The organism is Nocardia sp. NPDC049149, assembly GCF_043197455.1.
GTDB lineage: Bacteria > Actinomycetota > Actinomycetes > Mycobacteriales > Mycobacteriaceae > Nocardia.
Genome location: NZ_JBICTD010000004.1, coordinates 505,383 through 526,720, shown reverse-complemented (window position 1 = coordinate 526,720; position 21,338 = coordinate 505,383). Strand labels below are relative to the sequence as shown.

Here is a 21,338-nt window from a genome sequence, read left to right as displayed (position 1 = left end):
GCCTCAGACGAACTTCCATTCGATATATCGATGGTCGTACCAGCGGGACTGTTCCGCCATCATGAGGAGATGCGGGGCGTCTTGGTCGACGCCGAGACAGAGGATGCGGTGGTCGGACTGCGTTTGGTACCGAACAGTTGACCCTTGGCTCCAGTCCTGCAGCCTCAGGTACCAAGATTGCCTGAAATCAGGATCGCGCACGGGGCCGGTGTTCGTGCACACGGTGCTTTCCGGGAAATGCTCAGCCTCCGTGCCGTGGCGGAGGCAGTTACCGAGGCCGCTGCGGAGCAGTGCCCAATCCCGACCCGAATTGGCAGAAATGCGAGTCCATTGCTGGTTGGGCGGTAGGTTTCCGGCGCCGTCGAACGCGCACTCCTGTGCGTTCGGATAGTTCTCGATGCCGCGGTCGGTCAAGCACATGCCGGTGTACACATTGCGCATGTAACCGCTGACTTGGTCGATCTCGGCGGAGGAAGTGTTGGAAGCGCCGAGCGTCATAGCCGCGGCGGCCGCGACGACGATCAGGTGCGCGATACCCGTTCTCACTGTGCTACTCCTTCGAAAGATGTACTGCTCACTCGCAGTACAGCTTCCAGCTACGGAGTTTCACCAGCGCTTCAGCTGTGCCTCAACGCATTCGGCCCCGCTAGGCCTTCGCGACCGATGAGCCCGCCATGGTGGCGCGCGATCTGACCGGACGGATCACCGCATGGATCGAGGTCGGCGCCCCCATCGAAGCGCAACGCGTCGTCTGAATTCGCCTCAGCCGATGTTCCATTCGATGTATCGATGGTCGTACCATCTGGACTGTTCGGCCATCATGAGGAGATGCGGGGCGTCTTGGTCGACGCCGAGACAGAGGGTGCGCTGGTCGGGCCGAGTTTGGTACCGAATCGTCACCCCTTGCGCCCCTGTGTCAATCTGCCAGACCCAAATTTGCCGGTAATCGGGACTGGGTGCGGGTCCGGTATTCGTGCACACGGTACTTTCCGGGAAATGCTCAGCGCCGGTGCCGTGGCGGAGGCAGTTGCCGAGGCCGCTGCGGAGCAGCACCGCGTTCCATGGACCCGATGTGGCAGCGATTATATTCCACTGCTGGTTGGGCGGTAGATTCCCGGCACCGTCGAACGCACACTCCTGCGCGTTCGGATAGTTCTCGATACCCCGGTCGGTCAAGCACAGGCCGGTATACACATTGCGCATGTACCTGCTTTGGACGACGTCGGCGGAGGAAGTGCTGGAAGCGCTGAGCGTCATGGCCGCGACGGCCGCGACGACGATCAGGTGCGCGATACCTGTCTTCACTGTGCTGCTCCTTCGAAAGATGTACTGCTCGCTCGCAATACAGCTTCCAGCTACGGAGTTTCACCAGTGCTTCAGCTGTGCCTCGACATCGAGGAGAACCGGACGGCGCAGCATCCGGCTTCCCCTAGGTTCAGCAAACCAGCAGACAATGGCGGATATGGGTTGAATTCGGCGTAGCCGAGAAAGTCGAGGAAGTCGATATCGACACTTCGCGAGTTCTCAGCTACCTATCTCCGACCCGGCCGCCACTCGCTACACTGTGACGTGCATTGCAAACTAAATGCACTGTGACCTGCACAGCAACTGTTGCGCTACTCCATTCGGCTCGATTAGCCTCCGCTTTATCCAGTACCGGCGGTTACGTTTAAACGAACGTAGGAGAAGCTCATGGCGCCCCCACCTCGCTCGGCGGTGCGTGACACGCTGCGCAAGCACGGGTGGATCGGCCTCGTGATCGTGGTGGTCCTCGCCGCAGTGACCGTCGTGGTGCTCAAACTGCCCGACACCGCGTTGGTCGACACGGCAGACCGCCGACCACCCCTCCCCGCCAGCGCCGAGCTGCCGCGCAGCGTGATCGAGTACCGGCTCACCAGCGAATCCACTACTGCCACAGCACAAATCAGCTACCTCGGCGGATCGCTCGGCGTGCACGAAGTGCAAGCACCGCTGCCGTGGTCCATCCGCCTGCCCCCGTCGTCGATCGCGCCTGCCGGCATCACCGCCGAGGTCGACGCCGACTCCGTCACCTGCACGATCCTCGTCGACGGGCAGGTACGCGACGCGCAAACCGCGACGGGTGAGCGAGCCGCGGTGAGCTGCAACGTGATCGCGACATGACACCGACGACGCGCGCACCCGGCCGCTTCGCCGAGTTCCTCCGCCGCTACGCCGTCCTGGTCGTGGTCGCCTGGGTCGGCCTCGCCGGACTGCTCAACCTGGTCATTCCGCAGGTGGAGACCGTGGTGGCGCGCCAGGCGCAGCCGTTCCTGCCGACGAACGCCGAGTCCGCGGTCGCACTGTCCACCATGGGCGAGCGGTTCCACGAATCCGATACCAACAACGTCTCTTTCGTGTTCTTGGAGGCCGATCACGTCCTCGGCCAACGGGATCGGGACTACTACAACTCGCTCCTGCGGACCCTCACCGCGGACAAGGACAACGTCCAATCGGCGATGGATCTCTGGTCTGATCCGATGACCGGCGTCGTGAACCAGAGCGCCGACGGCAAGGCCGCGTACGTAATGCTGCGCCTCGCAGGCTATATGGGCACGGTCAAAGCGAACGACGCCATCGGCGCCGTCCGCCACATCGTCGAAACCAGCACCAAGCCACCGGGTTTGACGGTCTACGTCACCGGACCCGGAGCTGCCGTCTCCGATGAGCTCACCGCCGCCGAACGCGGCATGGTCGCGCTGTCGGTCGCCGCAGGCGTCTTGATCGGCCTCGTGCTCCTCGTCGTCTACCGCTCACCGCTGCTTGCCGGCGTCCCGTTGGCGGGCATCGGCATGGCCCTTGCCGTGGCGCGACCGCTCATCGCCCTGGTAGGCGAGCTGAAACTCGCACCGGTGTCGAGCTTTTCGGTGATGCTCGGATCGGCACTCATTCTCGGCGCAGGCGCCGACTATGCGATCTTCTTCATCGGCCGCTACCACGAGGGCCGCCGCAAGGGGATTGCGCCTGCCGCGGCCTACCATGCCGCCTACCGTGGCATCGGCCCGATTGTCACCGCGTCCGCGCTGACCATCGCGGGCGCCTGCGCCTGCATGAGCCTTGCCCAGTTGAGCCTGTTCAAGAGCGCCGGAATCCCCTGTGCCATCGCCATTCTCGTGGCACTCGCCGCAGCAATGACACTCGTGCCCGCACTCATGAGCATCGGCGCGTCGGTCGGCCTGCTCGAACCGAGGGCGGTGACCGAACACAACATCACCCGCACGTGGCGACGCATCGGCACCAGGACCGTGCGCTGGCCGGGTCCCATTCTCGCGGCAGGCCTCGCCACGCTGATCGTCTGCGGGCTACTGCTGCCCGGCATGATCACCGGGTACGACGAACGCGGCGTGCAACCCGCCGACACCCCGAGCAACCTCGGCTACGCCGCAGCCGAACGGCACTTCCCCTCGAACCGTCTCTCCCCCGATTTCGTGCTGATCGAAGCCAACCACGACCTACGCAACCCCGCGGACATGCTCGCGATCGAAAGGGTGGCGAGGAAGCTCGCCGACGAGCCGGGCATCGACCTCGTCCAAGGCATCACCCGCCCGCTCGGCACCCTACTTCCGCAGACCTCCCTCACCTACCAGGCCGGGTACATCGGCGACCGGATCGCGCAGAACAAGTCCATTCTGACCTCGCGGGTCAACGACCTCGATGCGTTGACCACGGGCATCGACACGATGATGGGCGCGGCGAACGCCCTGCGCGGCACCTTGCAGCGCGGCATCGCCAGCCTCGACAGCGCCTCGACCGGCGCCGTCCAGTTACAGACCGGCGTCACCCAGCTCCGAGACAGCGTCGACCAGGTCACCTCGACCGCACAACCGCTGCGGCAGGCGGTCGCCGACAACCCGAACTGCGCCGCCGATCCGCTGTGCACGGCGACCAAGACGGTCCTCGACAAGGTCGACAGCTCGCCGATCGCGACGATGGTCCAGAGCATCGGACCCGTCTCCAACGGATCGGACACCATGGCGAATGCGCTCGGCGGCCTCAGCACCACACTGCCGCAAGCACTGTCGAGCCTCGACCAGCTCACCGGCATGCTGACCCAGCTGCGCGGCATCGCCGCCGCGTTGACCGGCACCGCGGGGGCGCTGGTCCCGCAGATCAGCGATATCACCGACTTCCTGCAGGCGCTCGGGCGCAACTTCAGTGGCAGCGACAGCGGCATCTTCTACATGCCGCCCCAAGCGTTCAGCGACTCCCGATTCACCAGGGCGCTCTCACTGCTCATGTCGGCCGACGGCAAGAGCACGCGGATGCTGGTGTACGGCAGCGGTGAGAGTTTCGGCATACCCGGCATGGAACGTGCTGCCGCGGCAAAGCATTTGGCCGAACAAGCGTTGAAGGGCACCACACTCGACGGCAGTGTCGTCTCGGTCGGTGGCGTCGGCTCTTCGATGAAAGACGTACGCGCCCTTGCCGATCACGACTTCACCCTGGTCGCCGTTGTCGCGCTCGCGTTCGTCTTCCTCATCATTCTCGTTGTGCTGCGCAGTCTCGTCGCCGCGGCGCTGGTGATCGGCACGGTCCTGCTCGCCTACGCCACCGCTCTCGGCCTCGGCGTCCTGGTCTGGCAGCATCTGCTCGGCATCGAATTGCACTGGATGGTCGCGCCGTTGGCGTTCATCACCCTGGTCGCGGTCGGCGCCGACTACAACCTGCTGCTCACCGCGCGCTTCAAAGAGGAAGCCAGGGCCGGGCTCAACACCGGCATCATCCGCTCCCTCGCGGGCACCGGCAGCGTTGTCACCACCGCGGGTGTCGTGTTCGGCCTCACCATGCTGTCCCTGCTGACCAGCAAGCTGACCAACATCGCCCAGGTGGGGTCGGTCGTCGGCATCGGCCTGTTCGTGGACACCTTCCTCGTGCGGTCCTTCATCATTCCCGCGGCCGCGGCCAAGCTCGCCACCCTCATGTGGTGGCCGATCAAGCCCGCCGACCTGATCATGCCGCGCGCCGAACGCCTTCGCCCCCACTCGAATCCGGCGCCGACACCGCCGACGCTGTTCCGCCCGATCTGGGGCCAGCCGCTGCTGGCCGCAGGCGCGTCTCTCCTCTTCCCGCGCCGCCTGTTCCCACGCCGAGCATTGCCCGCGCACTAGCGATCGGCTCGGAAACGCTCGTCGGCGGGCGATGAATTTCCGGGCCGGGAAACGTCTATAGAGACATGACGACACACACGCTCGCGACCGATGCGGTCGATCTTGTCTACGACGTGCACGGTCCGCTGCCCACCGCGGACGGCCGACCACCGCTGTTCATGATCGGACAGCCGATGGACGCCACCGGATTCACCGCCCTGCGCTCGCATTTCACCGATCGGACCGTCATCACCTACGACCCGCGCGGTCTCGGCCGCAGCGTCCGCAAGGACGGCCGCATCGACCATGCACCTACGGTCCAGGCCGGCGATCTGCATACGCTCATCGAGGCGCTCGGCGTCGGTCCAGTGGAGATGTTCGCCAGCAGCGGCGGTGCGATCGTCGCGCTCGCGCTTGTCACCGCGCATCCCGGCGATGTGACCACGGTCGTGGCGCACGAGCCACCACTGCTGCCGGTGGTTCCCGATGCCGAGGCCAGCGAGCGTGCGCGCGCGGCCATCCGAGACACGTACGAGGCCAAGGGATCCCACGCGGGCATGGCGCAATTCATCGCGATGACCTCGTGGGAGGGCGAGTTCACCGACGACTACTTCGCCCAGCCTGCCGCGGATCCCGCGATGTTCGGGATGCCGAGCGACGACGACGGCACCCGCGACGATCCGCTGCTCTCGGACCGCTCCTGGGCGGTCAGCAGCTACCAGCCCGACGTCGCCGCGCTCACCGCGGCACCGACCCGGATCGTGATCGCCGCGGGCATCGAGTCGAAGAGCACCTTCACCTGGCGCGCCTCGGCCGCCATGGCCGAGCTGCTCGGCCAGGAGCTGACCGTGTTCCCGAGCCATCACGGCGGGTTCATGGGCGGCGAGTACGGATACGCCGGCCAGCCGGAGGCCTTCGCCGACAAGCTGCACGAGGTGCTCGACGGCAAGAGCTGACGCCTCGGGCGCGACGTCACCACCATTCTTGGCGTCGCCACGCCCCGCCTCCGCGGGCGTGCCTGGCGTCAGCTATCCGGTGTGCCTCTACCCTGTCGGCATGACTGTTCGCCGCTTCGCTGCCTTGGTTCTGTTCTCCGTGTTCGCTCTGTTCGGGTCGACGGCGTGCACCGTCGAGGGGCAAGGCACCAAGACCGAGTGCGCGGTGAGCGGCTGCACGATCACGTTCGACCGCGGGGTCAACGCGAAGGCCAGCGTTCTCGGGGTGGACGCGGAACTCGTTGCGGTCGACGGCAATACGGTCACGCTGAAGGTGGGCGGCCAGCAGGTCTCGGTGCCGGTCGGCGAGACCAAGCCCGCCGACGGACTCAGCGTCAACGTGCAATCGGTGACCGCCGACAAGGTGATCGTCAAGGTGACCACCGGCATCACCACCGGCTGACCCGCCGGAGCTCAGCGGGCGTGATCGTTTCGATAGTGCTCGACGAACCGGCGCAGAATCCGGCTCGGGGCGGTCACCGATTCCCGGTGGCCGAGCTCGGTCAGGTAGTCCGCCTCGGCCGGGTCGAAATAGCCTGCATGCCGGTACACCTCGATGCGCAGCGCCAGCCCGTCGCCGTCCAACTCCGGATGGAACTGCGTCGCATACACATTCCGCCCGGTGCGGATCATCTGCACCGGGCAGTCGGCCGAGCCCGCGAGCAGCACCGCGCCGGGCGGCACCTCCTGACAGGCCTCCTTGTGCCCGACAAAGGCACGGAAGGTGTCCGGAATGCCGCGCAACAGCGGATCATCGCGCCCCTCCGCGGTCAACTCGATGGTCTGCGCGCCCGCGGTCTCGCCGTACTGCTCCCCGTTGACGGTCCCGCCGAGCACATCCGCGAGGATGCTCAACCCGTAGCAGGCGCCGAGGTAGGGCACGTCGCGCTCGACGATCTCGGCCAGTAGCTTCTTCAGCCCAGGCTCGAAACGCCGCTGATATTCGTACTTTTCGGCCTCCGGGGCGGCGACATTGCTCGGACCGCCGCCGACAATGACCGCTCGGTGCTCATCGAGGGCGATGGTTGGCAACCCCTGGTCCATCTGAACCCGCGTCACCTCATCGGCGTCGAGGTCCCCGGCTCGCAGGATGGCTTGGTACTCGTCGTCCGCGGCGGGGCGCTCCGGCCGTAGCTGGAGCAGCAACAACCAAGGTGTGCGCATGCACCGATTGTGCAAGATCCGTCAGCGATCGACACGCGTCATCGCGATCGACACGGCATCCGGGGTGAGGATCGCGCCGTCGGCGGACCGGACCTCGACCGGCGCGACCGGTCGGCCGTGCGCACTGTCGACCAGCCTGGGGCGCACTTCGTCGTCCTCGAAGAAGTACGCGTCGCCCCACTGACGCAGCGCGGTGATCACCGGGAACAGGGCGCGGCCCTTCTCGGTCAGGATGTACTCCTGATACGGACTGCCGTCGGTGGCCGGCATCGTTTCGAGCAGGCCGTTGGCCAGCAGGCTTTGCAGCCGCGACGACAGGATGTTCTTCGCCAGTCCGAGGCTCTTCTGGAACTGGCCGAATCGGGTCGCACCTTCCAGCGCGTCGCGAATGATCAGCAGCGTCCATTGATCGCCGATCACGTCGAGCGGCCTGGCGACGGCACAGCTCGCCGCTTCATGCGTGGTCCGCTTCGGCACCGCCCATCCTTCCGCCCGTCCAATGGGTTGCACAATGCTACCACCCGTGGCATGGTTCCAGTGGTAGCACTATGCAACCGTCGGAAGGTCGGGGATGCACGACAGCGCAACGAACGCCAAAACCACACGGGCAGTGCCGTTTACCGCGATACCGGACATGAGTTCACAACTGTCCCGTGGTCGCACCCTGCTCTTCGCGATCGCCTGCGGGCTGGCCGTGGCCAACGTCTACTACGCGCAGCCCCTGCTCGATCTGATCGCCGCGGACTTCGGCATCGACCACGGTGCGGTCGGCGCAATCGTGACGGTTACCCAGATCGGCTACGGCGCGGGCTTGCTGCTGATAGTTCCACTCGGCGACCGCCTCGACCGGCGGCGCCTGATCGTCGGGCAGTTGAGCCTGTCGTTCCTCGCCCTCGGCGCGGTCACTTTCGCGCCGTCGCCGTGGATCATGCTGGGCGCCATGGGTGTTGTCGGCGTCCTGGCCGTCGTCGCCCAGGTCATCGTCGCCTATTCCGCGATCTTGGCGAACCCGAGCGAACGTGGACGCGTGGTCGGCACCGTCACCAGCGGCATCGTCCTCGGCATCCTGCTGGCGCGCGTCATCGCGGGCAGCATCGCCGACATCGGCGGCTGGCGTGCGGTATTCGCCGTCTCGGCGGTCGCGACGCTGACCATGGCGTTAGTGCTGCTTCGGGCGACACCGAAGGAGATCGCTCGTCGAGAACACCTCAGCTACCGCCGACTGGTCAGTTCCGTCCCGACTTTGCTCGTGCGCGAACCCGTTCTGCGCATCCGCGCGATCCTGGCGTTCCTCATCTTCACCGCAATCACGACACTCCTGACACCGATGGTGCTTCCGCTGTCCGCTCCGCCGATATCGCTGTCGCACACCAGCATCGGACTGTTCGGCCTCGCAGGCGCGGCAGGTGCGCTCGGCGCGGCGTTCGCGGGCAACCAGGCCGATCGAGGCCACGGTCAACGCACCACCGCCATCGGCCTCACGATCATGCTCGCCTCCTGGATCCCGATAGCCCTACTCCCCCACTCGCTCTGGTGGCTCGTGCTCGGTGTCGTCACCATCGACTACGGCCTGCAATCCGTGCACGTCACCAACCAGGGCTTGATCTACCGCGTCCGCCCGGAAGCGCAAAGCCGCCTCACTGCCGCCTACATGCTCTTCTACTCCCTCGGCTCCGCGACCGGCGCCCTCCTGTCCACCCTCACCTACGCCGCATGGGGCTGGCACGGCGTCTGCCTGCTCGGCGCCACGGTCAGCCTGACCGCCCTGATCTTCTGGGCGGCCACCAAACCCGCTGCACCAGAACCCTTCTCCACCGAAAACACCAACCAGAAAGTCGAGATCCCATGACCACGCACTACCGCGACATCACCATCGACGGCACCCGAATCTCCTATCGAGAGGCCGGAAGTAGAGACAACCCAACCCTTTTGCTCCTGCACGGCTTCCCCGCGTCGTCGTTCATGTTCCGCGACTTGATCGATCGGCTCGCCGACCGCTTCCATCTCCTCGCCCCCGACTATCCCGGCTTCGGCCACAGCGACGCCCCCGACCCCAAAGAATTCACCTACACCTTCGACAACTTGACCGACGTCGTCGAACGTTTCACCAAAGAACTAGCCCTCGACCGCTACGCCCTCTACCTCCAAGACTTCGGCGGCCCCATCGGATTCCGCCTCGCCACCCGCCACCCCGACCGCGTCACGTTCTTCGTCATCCAGAACGCCAACGCCTACGAGGAAGGCCTACCCGACAGCTTCTGGACCCCGCTCCGCGCCTTCTGGAACGATCCGTCCCCCGCCAACCGCGCAGCCATCCGCGAAGCAGGCATGTCCGACGCCGCCCTCCAATGGAACTACACCCACGGCGTCCAAGACCCGACCCGAATCGACCCCGACAGCTGGCTTCTCCAATCCGCCCTGCTCAACCGCCCCGGCAACAAGGAAGCCATGCTCGACCTCCTCTACGACTACCGCACCAACCCATCCCTTTACCCCGAATGGCACGCCTACTTCCGCACCCACCAACCCCCCACCCTGATCACCTGGGGCGCCAACGACGAAATCTTCCCCGAATCAGGCGCCCACCCCTACCTCCGCGACCTCCCCAACGCCGACCTGAACATCCTGCCGACCGGCCACTTCGCCCTCGAAGACCACGCCGACGAAATCGCAGCCCACATAACCCGATTCGTTCACCGCAGCGAAACCTGAGGAAACGTGGTGTTCGGGTTGGGCACGTAGGTTGACCAGTCATGACTGGGGCGGCTTCGACTAAATTCGCGCACACTTTCGCCGCGCTCGCTGCGGCATTCGCGCTGATTCTCGGATTCTCGACCGGGGCGCAGGGGCAGCAGGATCGGGCGGCATCAGACGCGTCGATCATGCTGGTGTCGACGTCGGTGCCGCAGCGGGCGTGGGACACGCTCGCTCGGATCGATGCGGGGACGTGGCCGCCGAACGACGGCTCCGGCACCAAAGGCGGTGGCACCTGGTCGAATCGGGAGGGGCGGTTGCCGCGCACCGATTCGACGGGCCGCCCGATGGCCTACCGCGAGTGGGACGTCAACATCAAGAAACCGGGCCAGAGCCGTGACGCGGAGCGGATCATCACCGGCAACGAACGCACCGCGTGGTACACCGGCGATCACTACGGGACGTTCACACAGATGCGCTGATCCGAACAGCGCTCACCCGCACACAATCAGCACACCCGGCGCACCGGACCTCCACCTGACCCATACCTAGGTCTGCTAGGGTTCATCCCTAGAAGATCTACGCATGGGAGTCCGGTGCATATCGACAAAGATTTGGTAGCCGCTTCGGCGACGCCGCTGGTCCTAGGCATCCTCGCCGACGGCGAGTCCTATGGCTATGCGATCGTCAAGCGCGTCAACGAGCTGTCCCGCGGCCAGATGCAGTGGACCGACGGCATGCTCTATCCCCTGCTGCACCGCCTGGAACGCCTGGGCTACGTGTCGGCACACTGGGGAACCTCCGAAGGCGGTCGCCGCCGCAAGCATTACGCGATCACCGATGCGGGCCGGGAGGTGCTCGCTGAGCGACGCCTGCAATGGACCGTCGTCGCGGACGCATTGAACCAGGTCTGGCAGGACATCCAGCTGCCGCCGCACCTCGCGAAGGGATGGGCCTGATGAACGACGACGCCGAGTTGGAATCGCAGATCGGCCAGTGGCGCGGCTACATCCAACGCCACAAGGCGATCTCCGCCGCCGATGTCGAGGAACTCGAAGACCATCTGCGCGGTCAGGTCTCGGACCTGTCCACCGCCGGGCTCAGCTCCGACGAGGCCTTCCTCGTCTCGATCAAGCGCATGGGCGCACTCGATGCCCTCTCGCGCGAGTTCGCCAGGGAACATTCCGACCGGTTGTGGAAGCAGCTGGTGCTGGTGCCCGCAGCACCGGACGGCAACGGTGCGCGACCGAGGCGTGAGCTGATCATTGTGCTCGTCCTCGCCGTCGCGGCGGCACTCTCGCTCAAGACCGGCTTGGCGCTGTTGTCGGACGACGCGCTCGGCCGCAATGTGAGCCTCTTCGTAATCCCCTTCCTCACCGCCTATTTCGCGTGGAAGCGGCAACTGACGGTGCGCACCGCCGCACCGCTGATCGTTCCGTTCGTGCTGGCCGCGGTGGTGCTGAACGTCTTCCCGTTCACCCACGCGGGCGCCACCGAGGTCGTCGCCGCGATCCACGCACCACTCGCGTTGTGGTTCGTAGTCGGCCTCGCCTACGTCGGCGGCGACTGGCGATCCGACCGGCGCCGAATGGATTTCATCCGATTCACCGGCGAATGGTTCGTCTATCTGACGCTGCTCGCCCTCGGCGGCGGCGTGCTGATGGGACTGACGGTCGGCGCCTTCGAAACCCTCGACATCGATGTCGAGTGGGTCATCTCGGATTGGGTCGCGCCGTTCGGCATGGCAGGCGCCGTCATCGTCGCGGCCTGGCTGGTCGAGGCGAAACAGAATGTCGTCGAGAACATCGCGCCCGTGCTGACTCGGGTGTTCACCCCGCTCACGGTGATCATGCTGCTGGCGCTGCTCGCGGCGTTCGCGACAAGCGGCAGCGTCATCGATGTGAACCGGAATCTGCTGATCCTGATGGATCTCATTCTCGTTCTCGTGCTCGGCCTGCTGCTGTACGCGATCTCCGCGCGCGACCCGCTGGCCGCACCGGATCTGTTCGACCGACTCCAGCTGGTCCTCGTCGTCAGCGCCCTTGCCGTCGACGTGGTCATGCTTGCCGTAATGCTCAGCCGCATCGCGGAATTCGGCTTCACGCCGAACAAGACGGTCGCCCTCGGACTGAACCTGGTGCTGCTGGTCAACCTGGCCTGGTCGGCCTATCTGAGCCTCGGCTTCGTCCGCGGCAAGCGTGGCTTCGGCTCCGTCGAGCAGTGGCAGACCAGATACCTGCCGGTCTACGGAGCCTGGGCCGCGGCCGTCACCCTCGCCATCCCCCCGTTGTTCGACTTCGCATGACGAACAGTGGTGTCGGCGGGCCATTTACGTGCTGGCCCGCCGACATCACCGATCAGGTCACCGGCTCGGCTCCACTGTCCGGGAACGCCAGCATGGCTGTGCGCAGATCCGGGTTGGGCTCACGGTCGGCGGCGGTGGCGACCCAGTCACGCACTGCCGCAGGGTCGGTCGGCCAGTTGCGGAGGAGCTTCAAAGCCGACCAGCGACAACGGATGACACGGTTGGCCAGCGCGACCCGCACCAACCGCTCCCCGAGACCTGGGTGGTCGTGCAGTGCTTGCACCACCAGCTCCAAGGCCATGTCTGCCTCGAAACCGATACCGAGGCCAACGGATTCCGACGGTCCCGACGCCAGGTCGTCGAGCGGAAGGAGTTCCTCGGCGAGATCGACGATCTCGTCGAACGGCCCGTCGCAGTGCCGTATCGCCCACTGCCAGACGTAGCCGTTGTACGGATCGATCCGTAAGCGCTCCAAGGCATAGGGGAATGCGTGCAGGCGCAGGCGCCCCGCACAGGAGAGCGCGCTTTCGAATCTCCGCTCATTCGCAGCCCGCGCATCGATCGAGACACGCGCCGCGAGTTCACTCGTGACCAGTTCACGCCAACGCGTCTGTGACACAAGTGATCTGTACCGTTCCCGCAGGCGAACGGGCTCACCGTCAGGCCAGTCGAGCTCCTCGGTGTGCACGAACCGATCCAAGGTGAGTGCCGCATCGAGCAACCCCAGATCGGGTGCGGCCGCGTCCACCAGCTCCGCGAACCGATGCATAGCGGGCACGGCGTCGTCGTAATCGTGCATGTCGTTGGCGGGTCCGCCCATAGCCAACGCGGTCAGAATGCCCGCCGCACCGCTGAGCAGGGCATCGTCGACTTCGTCCAGCAGCGCTTCATAGAGACCTCCGGTGGTGGCGGCGAGGTGGGCGAGGTATTCGTTCATCACTCCGTTGCGAAAGCCGGTGCGCAGCAACCAGGCTTTGATGTCCGGGTCGGTGCAGCCTGCCAGCCGCTCGACCGCGTGAATGCGGCCCCAGCCGTCCAGCCGCTGTGCCAGCTGGAAGACCGCGCGGTGCCGGTCGGGTTGGGTATTCATCAGCGCAACCACGGCGAACAACGCGAATTCGTCGAGCGTCCCCAGCAGCTGGAGCAGCTCACAGTCGCGTTCGTCGCCGCTGATGCCGAGCAACACGATGCCGAGTTTGGCGACTTCGCGTCGAGTCGCGTTCTCGGCTACGAATCGTGCTGTGCTTCGCAGCTTTTCACGTGGCATCCGACGAGATCGCAACTCGTGCACGAGATCGTCGGCGACCCGTACCGCATCCAGGTCGGCGAAGAGGTCGAGTAGCGGCGCCGGGTTGTCCAGATGCTCGAGAATCTGGTCGGCCAGCTCGTCGACGGGCTGGCTGCCCACCCCGAAATGGTGCGTCCGGATACCGTCGAAAACGACACTGGGCAGCACGAATTCGCCGGGTTGTCGCGGTTGTTCGTCCGGGAGTGGATGCCCGTCACGGGGCCAAGGGCCGGGGCCGTGCAGAGCGGCAAGAGATAATGCGTGGGCCACGAACGTGGCCTCGCGGGGGCTCAACGGCCCGGGCGCAGCACGCCCTTTCCATAAGAGATCATGGGCACGAGAATGGCAGCTCGCCCGCCCGGACGCAAGTGGGCCTGCTACCCCTCGTGGTGCCTGCGTTCGCGCACGGTGACCGTGATCACCGAGCGCGCGAGCGCGCGAAGGTCGTCGGGGATGACCGTCGGATCGATTTCGCCCTCGAAGCCTTCGAGGATCGCGCCGTCGGACCAACTGACCGAGTAGCGGTACCAGCAACGGCCTTCGCTCGGGTGGTAGAGCAGGTCGAGCTCCAAGCGCACCGCCATCTCCTTCAGAGCCGCCGCCACCTGCGCGGGTCCGCCGGTGTTGGCCACCTGCCACCACACCGGGCTGAGCCGGTCACCTTCGGAGATCTCCACCAGGTACCTCAGCACACCGCCCCTGTCGCTGAAATCGGTCACCTGGACAAGATTGCCAGAGCCGACGCGACAGCCGAATCAAAACCGGTGCATAAGCTGATTCATGATCAGGGAATCGATCGGCTCCGGTCGGCCTGCGAACTGTCCGCGGGCTCGATCTCGCGCAGGTCGCGCCCTCGGGTCTCCCCCGCCCAGAGGAACGCTGCCGCTGTGCAGGCCAGAGCGAGGCACAGCAGCAGCGTGATGGGCACCGTCGACGGATACCGGCGCAGCAGCGCGACGCCGATGATCGGAATCAGCGAGCCGCCAACCACCGTCGCCAGCTGGTATCCCAATGACGCTCCGGTGTAACGGATTTCACTCGGGAACAGCTCGGCGAAGAACGGCGCTTGTGCCCCGGTGAGCAGACCGTGCAAGGTCAGCCCGACCGTGATGACGAGGGTGATCCGCACCGTGCTTCCGCTGTCGACGAAGGGCAGCGCGGCAAGCGCCCACACCCCGGTCAGCACCGCGAGCGTCACGCTCGTCACCCGCCGCCCGTACCGGTCACCGAGCGCCCCACCGGCCACCATGGCGATCGCTTGAAAGACCGACGCGATCGTAATCGCGGTCAGCGCAGTCGCTTTCGGCACGTGCACGACCCTGGTGAGATAGGCGAGCAAGAAGATGCTGAACGTGTAGTACGTCGCCTTCTCCCCGACATCGGCGAGCGCCGCCATCAGCACCTGTTTCCGATACCGCCGCAGCACGATCCGCACCGGAGCATGCCCGCCGCTGCCCGCCTTGCGCTTGGCCTCGACGAAGATCGGCGACTCCGCCACCGCGTGCCGCAACCAAAGCCCCACCCCGACAAGGACTATCGACAGCAGGAACGGGATCCGCCACCCCCAGCGTTCGAACTCGGCATTCGAGACACCGAGCCCGAGCACGGCGAGCACCCCGGTCGCCAACAGGTTCCCCAACGGCCCACCGGTCTGCGGCCAACTGCTCCAGAACCCGCGGCGCGCGGGCGATCCGTGCTCGGCCACCAGCAACACCGCGCCGCCCCACTCACCGCCGAGCGCGAGCCCCTGCGTCAGCCGCAACAGGACGAGCAGGATCGGCGCCGCGACACCGATCGTGGCGTACGAGGGGATGAGGCCGATCGCGACGGTCGCGCCGCCCATCAGCATCAGCGTGATCGACAGCGTGCGACGGCGGCCCAGCCGATCGCCCAGGTGTCCGAACACCACTCCGCCGAGCGGGCGCGCGAGAAAGCCGACCGCGTAGGTGACCAGCGCAAGCAACACACCGATCAGCGGATCGTCGACCGGGAAGAACACCTTGTCGAAGACCAGCGCCGCGGCGAGCCCGTAGAGAAAGAAGTCGTAGAACTCGATCGTCGTCCCCGCCACGCTGGCGGCGACCACCCGCGCAAACCGCGCCGAGAATGCGCCATCGGTACTCATCGTCCTGGTCCCTCTCCTGCCGTGATATCGAATGGCCCGCGTCGTCCCCAGCACCCAAAGCACCACTGGGACAACGGCAATGCCGTGTTCACTGTACGAAATCAAGACATCGGATGAAGACCGTTAGGTCGTATTCCCATGCCGTGTCGAGTACGACAGAGCGGCCACGATCGCCCTGATTGGTCGCCGAAAGTTCGCTGACTCGAGCGATTCCCGTCACCGAGCCGACCACCGTGATCGCATGTGATCGGCGCGTGATTGTCCCGTGATGGACCACGACGGCCCGCAAACTTTACCTCAACTCGATTTTAGAATGCGGCACTGCGCACCGCTGTCCGCCCGTTCGCTTCTACCTTTGATGAGGGACAACAAACCGGTCGGTACCACCAAGTCGGGCCGAGACAGCCTGCATGACCTGCGGATTCACAGGAACCTGCCAGGTCGACTCGCGCTTGGGTGGCCTGCCGATTTCCCGGGTCACAGAGGAGGTTGAAATGACGCTCTATGTCAGCGAGCGGTCGATCACGAGCGATAGCACTCCGGAATATGCGTCGCGCACCGCCAATCGCGAAGGCGTCGCATGGCGCCTCAGCTGGCTTCCCGGCCGCACCCTCACCCTCGAACAGGCGAGGGCGGGAATGGAACTCGACGAGTTGCTGAGCGACCCGGACAACGTGCACGACTATGCCGCCCTCGCCAAGGCGGACACCTGCGCTAGCCGGATCGGCCTGATCCGCGAGCAGGTCGTCATCCTGCTGGCCAAGCGCATGCAGTCCCGCCTCCAGAGCGCCGCAACCAACTAGATCCGGCTCCCGCAACACGTTCCGAAAACGTTGCACCGCTGGCCAATCGAACCTCCGCGCGAGACCCGTTAGCCATAGCGATGAGGGCCCCTATAACCAACGGCGGGAAACCGCGCCTGTCGGGTCGCTAGAGTGTTCGACGTAGGTGCTGTGGTTTTCGGAGGTTTTGGGTGGAGCAAGCGTTTCGGGTCGACTTGCGCGGGGTGGTCGATCTGCTCAGTCACCACCTGTACGGCAGTCCCCGGGTCTACGTCCGCGAGCTGATGCAGAATGCGGTGGACGCCATCACCGCACGCAGGGCCGTGGACGGCGCCGCGCCCGCTCAGGTGCGCATCGAGACGCCGGCGCAGACCGGCGACGGCAGTATTCGCGTGCACGACAGCGGCATTGGGCTGACCGAGCCCGAGGTGCACGAGCTGCTCGCCACGATAGGCCGCAGCGGCAAGCGCGACAGCCTCGGCTTCGCCAGGCACGAGTTCCTCGGACAGTTCGGTATCGGACTACTGTCCTGCTTCCTCGTCGCCGACGAGGCGCGCGTGCTCACCCGCTCGGTGCGCGGCGGGCCGACGGTGGCATGGACCGGCTACGCCGACGGCCGCTACCAGGTCGAACTCGCCGCCGACCAGCGCGCCGAGCCGGGCACCACGGTGACCCTCCGCCCGCGCCAGGGCATGGAACAGTGGATGACCGCCACTACGGTCACCGAGTTGGCCACGCTCTTCGGCAGCATGCTCCCGTTCGAAGTCACCGTCGACGGCCAGGCGGTCACCGAACCCGACCTGCCGTGGCAGGCGCCGCATGCCAGCCCGCACGATCGCGCGGCCGCCCTGGCCGGCTATGCCGAGGACACCTTCGGCTTCACCCCGTTCGACAGCTTCGACCTGGACTGCGCCGAATCCGGGCTCACCGGCGTGGCTTTCGTGCTCCCGCAGGCCGCGAATCCGGCGGCCAAGGCCGGGCATCGCGTCTACCTCAAGCGCATGCTCATCGCCGAAAGCGTCACCGGGCTACTCCCCGACTGGGCCTTCTTCATCCGCTGCGTGGTCGACGCCGCGGAGTTGCGGCCGACCGCGAGCCGCGAAGCGCTCTACGAGGACGACCTGCTGGAGTCCACCAGGGACGCGCTCGGCGCGCAGGTCAGGGACTGGCTCGTCGAACTGTCCGTCGCCGACCCGGCCAGGCTCACCCAGTTCCTCAACATCCACGACCTCGGCGTCAAAGCCCTTGCCCTGCACGACGACGACATGCTGCGCCTGGTGGACCGCTGGCTTCCGGTGGAGACCAACGTCGGCCGGATTCCCCTCGCCGAATTCCGGCGCCGCTTCGACACGGTCCGCTATCTGCCGTCGGTGGAGGAGTTCCGCCAGCTCGCCGCCGTCGCGAACGCGCAAGGCCTCGGTTTGGTGAACGGCGGCTACTCGTATCTCACCGAGATCCTCGAGCGGTTGCCCGCCATCGACCCGGATATCCGCGTCACCCGCCTCGAAACCAGCGAGCTGGCCACCCATTTCGACATGGTCGACCCGGAGGTCGAGCTGGCGTTGCGGCCGTTCCTGGCGACCGCGCAGCGGGCACTCGACCGGCTCGACTGCGAGGTCACGCTGCGCACCTTCGACCCGCCGTCGCTGGCCGCGCTGTATCTGCTCGACCGCGATACCCAGCACCGCGCCGAACTGCGCGCCACCAGGGCGATCGCCGACGACCTCTGGTCCGATGTGCTCGGCGCCTTCGACACCGACCACGGTCCGGACCGACCACAACTGGTGCTCAATCACCGTAATCCCCTGGTACGCAGGATCTCCGGTCTCGCGGACCCGCGCCTGGCCACCATGGCCGTCGAGGCGCTCTACAGCCAGTCGCTGCTGCTCGGCCAGCATCCGCTGCGGCCGGTGGACACCGCGCTGCTCAATCGATCGTTCGTCGGCCTGCTCGACTGGGCAGTGCACGACAATCCCGGGGAGTCCTGATGCCCGAGACCGAAGACAGCCTGTACCAGCTGCTCGGCGAAGCCAACGAGATGTCCTACGGCGATGCCAAAGACGCTCTGCTGGAACAGATTCTGCGGCATGCGGAGGCGGGCGAGCACGCCGAGGTCGCCTTCCACACCCGGCTGAGCATGGTCGGTGCGTACACGCACGGCCTACAGCCCGCCAAGCTGTTCGTTCCGTTCGCCCGGTGTCTTGCCGACTACGACCGCAACCCGGCGGCGTACGAGCCGTGGGTGGCCGGCACGCTGCGCTGGTACTTCAAGCACGCCGTCAACGCGATGACCAAATTCCCCGAGGTGCCGAAGGATCGGGCGCTGGCCGCGCTCGATCAAATGGAGGACCGTTATCGCACGGAGGGGCAGAGCCTGCAGGCGGTGTACTCCTACCGGCACCGGGTCGCCGAGCACATCGGCGACCGGGCGGCCGCCGAAGAGTGGTACGAGAAGTGGTGCGCGACACCGCGAGACGACAACTCGGACTGCGAGGGCTGCGATCCCTCCAGCAAGGCCGACTATCTGGTCGAGCATGGACGCGACGCGGAGGCCATCGCCGTGGCCGAGCCGTTGCTCGCGGGCGAGCTCACCTGCGTGGAACAGCCGCAGCGCATTCTGACCACGCTGCTGCTGCCCTATCTGCGCACCGGACAGTACGAGCAGGCGCGCAACGCGCACCGCAGGGCCTACCGGATCCTGCGCACCAAGCCCCAAGACCTGGCGGACATCGGCGAGCACCTCGTCTTCTGCGCATTGTCCGGAAACCCTTCGCGCGGACTGGAACTCCTCGACCGCCATCTCGGGTGGCTGGATCGCGCACCGAGCCCGGCGGCGGCCATGCTGTTCGCCGCGTCGGCGGCCCTGCTGCTGCGCACCGTCGTCGAGGCAGGCCATGACGACGCCGTGGTGCGCCGTCCCGCGCACGGCGACCGCCCGGCGGCCGAGCACACCGCCGCTGCGCTCGGCGCGGAACTGACGCAACAAGCCCTCGACATCGCCGCGCGGTTCGATCGGCGCAACGGCACCGACCAGCAGAGCACGATTGTCCGCACTCTTCTTGCGCGCGAACGCATTGTCGAGCACCTGCCGCTGTCCGCCACCGCCAAACATCAGCTGCCGAGCGCTACACCCGCGCTGGTCGCCGCCGATGTCTCCGGACTGAGCGTCGCCGAGCTCGTCGAGCGCGCCGAGAAAGCCTACGACCACTACGAACGCGCAACGGCCACACCGCTTCTGCAACAACTCGAGACGCACGACGAGAGTGCTTTCGACGCGTCGCTGCTGGCCCGCACCGCCGCCCTCCGTGCTCGGCTGCGTGCCGACGCCGACGACCCTGCGGCCACCGAGGCGTTGATCCGGCGGGCCGTCGAGCTGTTCGCCGCCGCGGACGACGAGGCCGGTCGCCAGGTCAACCTCGGCCACCTCGGCCTGCATCTGTGCCAAACCGACCGCGTCGATGAGGGATTGGCGCTCGTGCGCACCTCCCATGCCCAGCTGATTCAAGGGCCCGACCACACCGTGCAGATCGAGTCGATACTGCGTCTGGTCGAAGCGCTGCAGATCGCGGCGGGTGGCGACCTCGCCGACGAGACTGCGGAATTGTTGACCGCGGCGACGACCCTTGCGGAAGAGTCGGGCGATTCGGTGCTGATCGGCGATGTGGCGGCCTGCCAGATGGACCTACCCATCTACAACGCCGAGCAGCTCGACGCGGGAATCGACGCCGCACGCACCGCGCTGGCGGCCTACCGCACCGCGGGCGTCCCGAAGATGATCGCGGTCGCCGGATTTCGGCTCGGCGCCCTGCTTCGCCACAGCGGCGACGCCGAATCCGCCCTGACCGCCGTCGAGGAGGCGGCAGCGGCGCTGCGTGCCGTGGAGCCGGTGCACCTGCGGATCGCGGTGTATGCGCTGCGCGGTTCCCTGCTCAACCAGCTGGATCGGCCTGCCGAAGCCGTGCACGAGCTGCTCACCGCCATCGCGATCGGCAGATCGGTGGACTCCGAGGCGGTGCCGCGCTGCCTGTGGGATCTGGCCATCGCCTACCACCGGACCGGGCAGCTGCTCGACGCCGCCGACCTAGCCGAGGAGGCAGTCGCCGCCCTCGACGCCCTTGGCCGCACCGAGGAGTCGCAGAGCTGCCGCTGGCTGCTCGCAGGCCTGCACCGCGACATGGCGGAGCCGGACCAGGCGCTCGCGATCTACGACGACATCATCGAGTTCCACCGAGCCCGCGACGAGCACGGCGCCGCGGCACAGGTGCTCGCCGAGACCGCAGACCTGCTCGACACCCTCGATCGCGATGCCCTTGCCGCACAACGGTATCGACAGGCCGGCGACGCGGCCGCGCGCGACGACGACCCTGTGCGGGTCGCCTACTGCCGCTACAGCGAGGCGATGTCGTTGCGCTGGAGCGGGGAAATCGACGCGGCGGTCACCGCACTCGACATGGCGGAGCAGGCCGTGCGCGACCTGGCGACGACCGATCCCGACCCCGACCTGCTCACCTGGCATCAAGCCCGACTGGACCAGAACGCGGCCCGAATCCTGTACGCCGCCGACCGTTCCGACGCGGCGCTGGCCCGAGCCGCCAAGGCGGCGACCATGTTTCGCACGATCGACGCCACCGACAACGCCGCCTCATCGGATCTGCTGCACGGACGGATCCTGCTCGACCTCGAGCGCGCGGAAGAGGCGGCGGAGGTGCTCGGGAAGGCGCTTGCCGAAGTCGACGAGGATGATCCGGTGCACGAGGTGCTGACCGGCGCCCTCGCCACGGCCAGGGAGCGTCTCGGCTGATAGGTGCCGCACGACGAGACAGGCGCGGCGATGGCAGTGTTCACCACGCGATCGTGGTGGGCACAGGCGCGAGACCTAC

At 66.5% G+C, this 21,338-nt stretch carries 19 protein-coding genes and 1 pseudogene; 13 read left to right on the top strand and 7 right to left on the bottom strand.

Going from position 1 to position 21,338, the window contains the following annotated elements; genetic code table 11:
- Positions 1-3: 3 nt before the first annotated feature.
- A complete protein-coding gene (locus ACGFNJ_RS18060) occupies positions 4-498 on the bottom strand; it encodes a hypothetical protein (protein WP_393448800.1) in 495 nt (164 codons plus the stop codon).
- Positions 499-668: 170 nt separating this feature from the next.
- Between ACGFNJ_RS18060 and ACGFNJ_RS18055 the strand changes: the two are divergent.
- Positions 669-755 (top strand): annotated as a pseudogene (locus tag ACGFNJ_RS18055) (hypothetical protein); the annotation flags it as partial.
- A gap of 7 nt (positions 756-762) precedes the next feature.
- Here the strand turns inward: ACGFNJ_RS18055 and ACGFNJ_RS18050 are convergent.
- Positions 763-1,305 carry a hypothetical protein gene (locus ACGFNJ_RS18050; RefSeq protein WP_393448797.1) on the bottom strand — a complete coding sequence of 181 codons (543 nt, stop codon included), beginning with the start codon at positions 1,303-1,305 and terminating at the stop codon, positions 763-765.
- A gap of 387 nt (positions 1,306-1,692) precedes the next feature.
- On the opposite strand from ACGFNJ_RS18050, the gene ACGFNJ_RS18045 reads away from it, so the two are divergent.
- From ACGFNJ_RS18045 to ACGFNJ_RS18030, 4 genes are all read left to right on the top strand, one after another.
- Positions 1,693-2,142 (top strand): MmpS family transport accessory protein, encoded by a 450-nt coding sequence (locus tag ACGFNJ_RS18045; protein WP_393448794.1) that lies wholly within the window; start codon positions 1,693-1,695, stop codon positions 2,140-2,142.
- The gene (locus tag ACGFNJ_RS18040; RefSeq protein ID WP_393448791.1) at positions 2,139-5,126 is read left to right on the top strand and encodes an RND family transporter; all 2,988 of its coding nucleotides are present in this window, start codon (positions 2,139-2,141) and stop codon (positions 5,124-5,126) included. The genes ACGFNJ_RS18045 and ACGFNJ_RS18040 overlap by 4 nt, the downstream gene beginning before the upstream one ends.
- Before the next feature lie 65 nt (positions 5,127-5,191).
- Complete coding sequence (locus tag ACGFNJ_RS18035) at positions 5,192-6,061, top strand: alpha/beta fold hydrolase (RefSeq protein ID WP_393448788.1); 870 nt, start codon at positions 5,192-5,194, stop codon at positions 6,059-6,061.
- Between the two features lie 100 nt (positions 6,062-6,161).
- Complete coding sequence (locus ACGFNJ_RS18030; protein ID WP_393448785.1) at positions 6,162-6,503, top strand: hypothetical protein; 342 nt, start codon at positions 6,162-6,164, stop codon at positions 6,501-6,503.
- A gap of 11 nt (positions 6,504-6,514) precedes the next feature.
- On the opposite strand, the gene ACGFNJ_RS18025 is transcribed toward ACGFNJ_RS18030, so the two are convergent.
- A complete protein-coding gene (locus tag ACGFNJ_RS18025; RefSeq protein WP_393448782.1) occupies positions 6,515-7,264 on the bottom strand; it encodes a glutamine amidotransferase in 750 nt (249 codons plus the stop codon).
- A gap of 21 nt (positions 7,265-7,285) precedes the next feature.
- Positions 7,286-7,741 (bottom strand): winged helix-turn-helix transcriptional regulator, encoded by a 456-nt coding sequence (locus tag ACGFNJ_RS18020; RefSeq protein WP_393448779.1) that lies wholly within the window; start codon positions 7,739-7,741, stop codon positions 7,286-7,288.
- A 157-nt stretch (positions 7,742-7,898) separates the two neighbouring features.
- Here ACGFNJ_RS18020 and ACGFNJ_RS18015 point away from each other — a divergent pair, with 157 nt between their 5' ends.
- From ACGFNJ_RS18015 to ACGFNJ_RS17995, 5 genes are all read left to right on the top strand, one after another.
- On the top strand, positions 7,899-9,113 hold the full coding sequence (locus tag ACGFNJ_RS18015) for an MFS transporter (protein WP_393448776.1): 1,215 nt from the start codon (positions 7,899-7,901) through the stop codon (positions 9,111-9,113).
- Positions 9,110-9,976: an alpha/beta fold hydrolase gene (locus tag ACGFNJ_RS18010; RefSeq protein WP_393448773.1), complete on the top strand. Its 867-nt coding sequence runs from the start codon at positions 9,110-9,112 to the stop codon at positions 9,974-9,976. The genes ACGFNJ_RS18015 and ACGFNJ_RS18010 overlap by 4 nt, the downstream gene beginning before the upstream one ends.
- Positions 9,977-10,017: 41 nt before the next feature.
- Entirely contained in the window at positions 10,018-10,440 is a 423-nt protein-coding gene (locus tag ACGFNJ_RS18005) for a ribonuclease domain-containing protein (protein ID WP_393448770.1), read from the top strand.
- 114 nt (positions 10,441-10,554) lie between these two features.
- Positions 10,555-10,917 carry a PadR family transcriptional regulator gene (locus ACGFNJ_RS18000; protein ID WP_393448767.1) on the top strand — a complete coding sequence of 121 codons (363 nt, stop codon included), beginning with the start codon at positions 10,555-10,557 and terminating at the stop codon, positions 10,915-10,917.
- Complete coding sequence (locus ACGFNJ_RS17995) at positions 10,917-12,263, top strand: permease prefix domain 1-containing protein (protein ID WP_393448764.1); 1,347 nt, start codon at positions 10,917-10,919, stop codon at positions 12,261-12,263. The genes ACGFNJ_RS18000 and ACGFNJ_RS17995 overlap by 1 nt, the downstream gene beginning before the upstream one ends.
- A 52-nt stretch (positions 12,264-12,315) precedes the next feature.
- On the opposite strand, the gene ACGFNJ_RS17990 is transcribed toward ACGFNJ_RS17995, so the two are convergent.
- The 3 genes from ACGFNJ_RS17990 to ACGFNJ_RS17980 form a co-directional block, all read right to left on the bottom strand.
- On the bottom strand, positions 12,316-13,671 hold the full coding sequence (locus ACGFNJ_RS17990) for a hypothetical protein (protein WP_393448761.1): 1,356 nt from the start codon (positions 13,669-13,671) through the stop codon (positions 12,316-12,318).
- A gap of 257 nt (positions 13,672-13,928) precedes the next feature.
- Entirely contained in the window at positions 13,929-14,270 is a 342-nt protein-coding gene (locus tag ACGFNJ_RS17985; RefSeq protein WP_393448758.1) for a hypothetical protein, read from the bottom strand.
- Between the two features lie 65 nt (positions 14,271-14,335).
- Entirely contained in the window at positions 14,336-15,676 is a 1,341-nt protein-coding gene (locus ACGFNJ_RS17980; protein ID WP_393448755.1) for an MFS transporter, read from the bottom strand.
- A 494-nt stretch (positions 15,677-16,170) separates the two neighbouring features.
- Between ACGFNJ_RS17980 and ACGFNJ_RS17975 the strand changes: the two genes are divergently transcribed.
- The 3 genes from ACGFNJ_RS17975 to ACGFNJ_RS17965 all read left to right on the top strand — a co-directional run bounded on the left by ACGFNJ_RS17975 (position 16,171) and on the right by ACGFNJ_RS17965 (position 21,259).
- Positions 16,171-16,479: a hypothetical protein gene (locus tag ACGFNJ_RS17975; RefSeq protein WP_393448752.1), complete on the top strand. Its 309-nt coding sequence runs from the start codon at positions 16,171-16,173 to the stop codon at positions 16,477-16,479.
- Between the two features lie 170 nt (positions 16,480-16,649).
- Positions 16,650-18,446, top strand: coding sequence for an HSP90 family protein (locus ACGFNJ_RS17970; RefSeq protein ID WP_393448749.1), 1,797 nt, complete (start codon positions 16,650-16,652; stop codon positions 18,444-18,446).
- The gene (locus ACGFNJ_RS17965; RefSeq protein WP_393448746.1) at positions 18,446-21,259 is read left to right on the top strand and encodes a hypothetical protein; all 2,814 of its coding nucleotides are present in this window, start codon (positions 18,446-18,448) and stop codon (positions 21,257-21,259) included. The genes ACGFNJ_RS17970 and ACGFNJ_RS17965 overlap by 1 nt, the downstream gene beginning before the upstream one ends.
- Positions 21,260-21,338: the final 79 nt, after the last annotated feature.

Excerpts from the sequence above, each read along its gene's own strand:
- ACGFNJ_RS18060 (WP_393448800.1), bottom strand. The coding sequence starts at position 498 with ATGACGCTCGGCGCTTCCAACACTTCCTCCGCCGAGATCGACCAAGTC.
- ACGFNJ_RS18045 (WP_393448794.1), top strand. The coding sequence starts at position 1,693 with ATGGCGCCCCCACCTCGCTCGGCGGTGCGTGACACGCTGCGCAAGCAC.
- ACGFNJ_RS18040 (WP_393448791.1), top strand. The coding sequence starts at position 2,139 with ATGACACCGACGACGCGCGCACCCGGCCGCTTCGCCGAGTTCCTCCGC.
- ACGFNJ_RS18035 (WP_393448788.1), top strand. The coding sequence starts at position 5,192 with ATGACGACACACACGCTCGCGACCGATGCGGTCGATCTTGTCTACGAC.
- ACGFNJ_RS18030 (WP_393448785.1), top strand. The coding sequence starts at position 6,162 with ATGACTGTTCGCCGCTTCGCTGCCTTGGTTCTGTTCTCCGTGTTCGCT.
- ACGFNJ_RS18025 (WP_393448782.1), bottom strand. The coding sequence starts at position 7,264 with ATGCGCACACCTTGGTTGTTGCTGCTCCAGCTACGGCCGGAGCGCCCC.
- ACGFNJ_RS18015 (WP_393448776.1), top strand. The coding sequence starts at position 7,899 with ATGAGTTCACAACTGTCCCGTGGTCGCACCCTGCTCTTCGCGATCGCC.
- ACGFNJ_RS18010 (WP_393448773.1), top strand. The coding sequence starts at position 9,110 with ATGACCACGCACTACCGCGACATCACCATCGACGGCACCCGAATCTCC.
- ACGFNJ_RS18005 (WP_393448770.1), top strand. The coding sequence starts at position 10,018 with ATGACTGGGGCGGCTTCGACTAAATTCGCGCACACTTTCGCCGCGCTC.
- ACGFNJ_RS17995 (WP_393448764.1), top strand. The coding sequence starts at position 10,917 with ATGAACGACGACGCCGAGTTGGAATCGCAGATCGGCCAGTGGCGCGGC.
- ACGFNJ_RS17980 (WP_393448755.1), bottom strand. The coding sequence starts at position 15,676 with ATGAGTACCGATGGCGCATTCTCGGCGCGGTTTGCGCGGGTGGTCGCC.
- ACGFNJ_RS17975 (WP_393448752.1), top strand. The coding sequence starts at position 16,171 with ATGACGCTCTATGTCAGCGAGCGGTCGATCACGAGCGATAGCACTCCG.
- ACGFNJ_RS17965 (WP_393448746.1), top strand. The coding sequence starts at position 18,446 with ATGCCCGAGACCGAAGACAGCCTGTACCAGCTGCTCGGCGAAGCCAAC.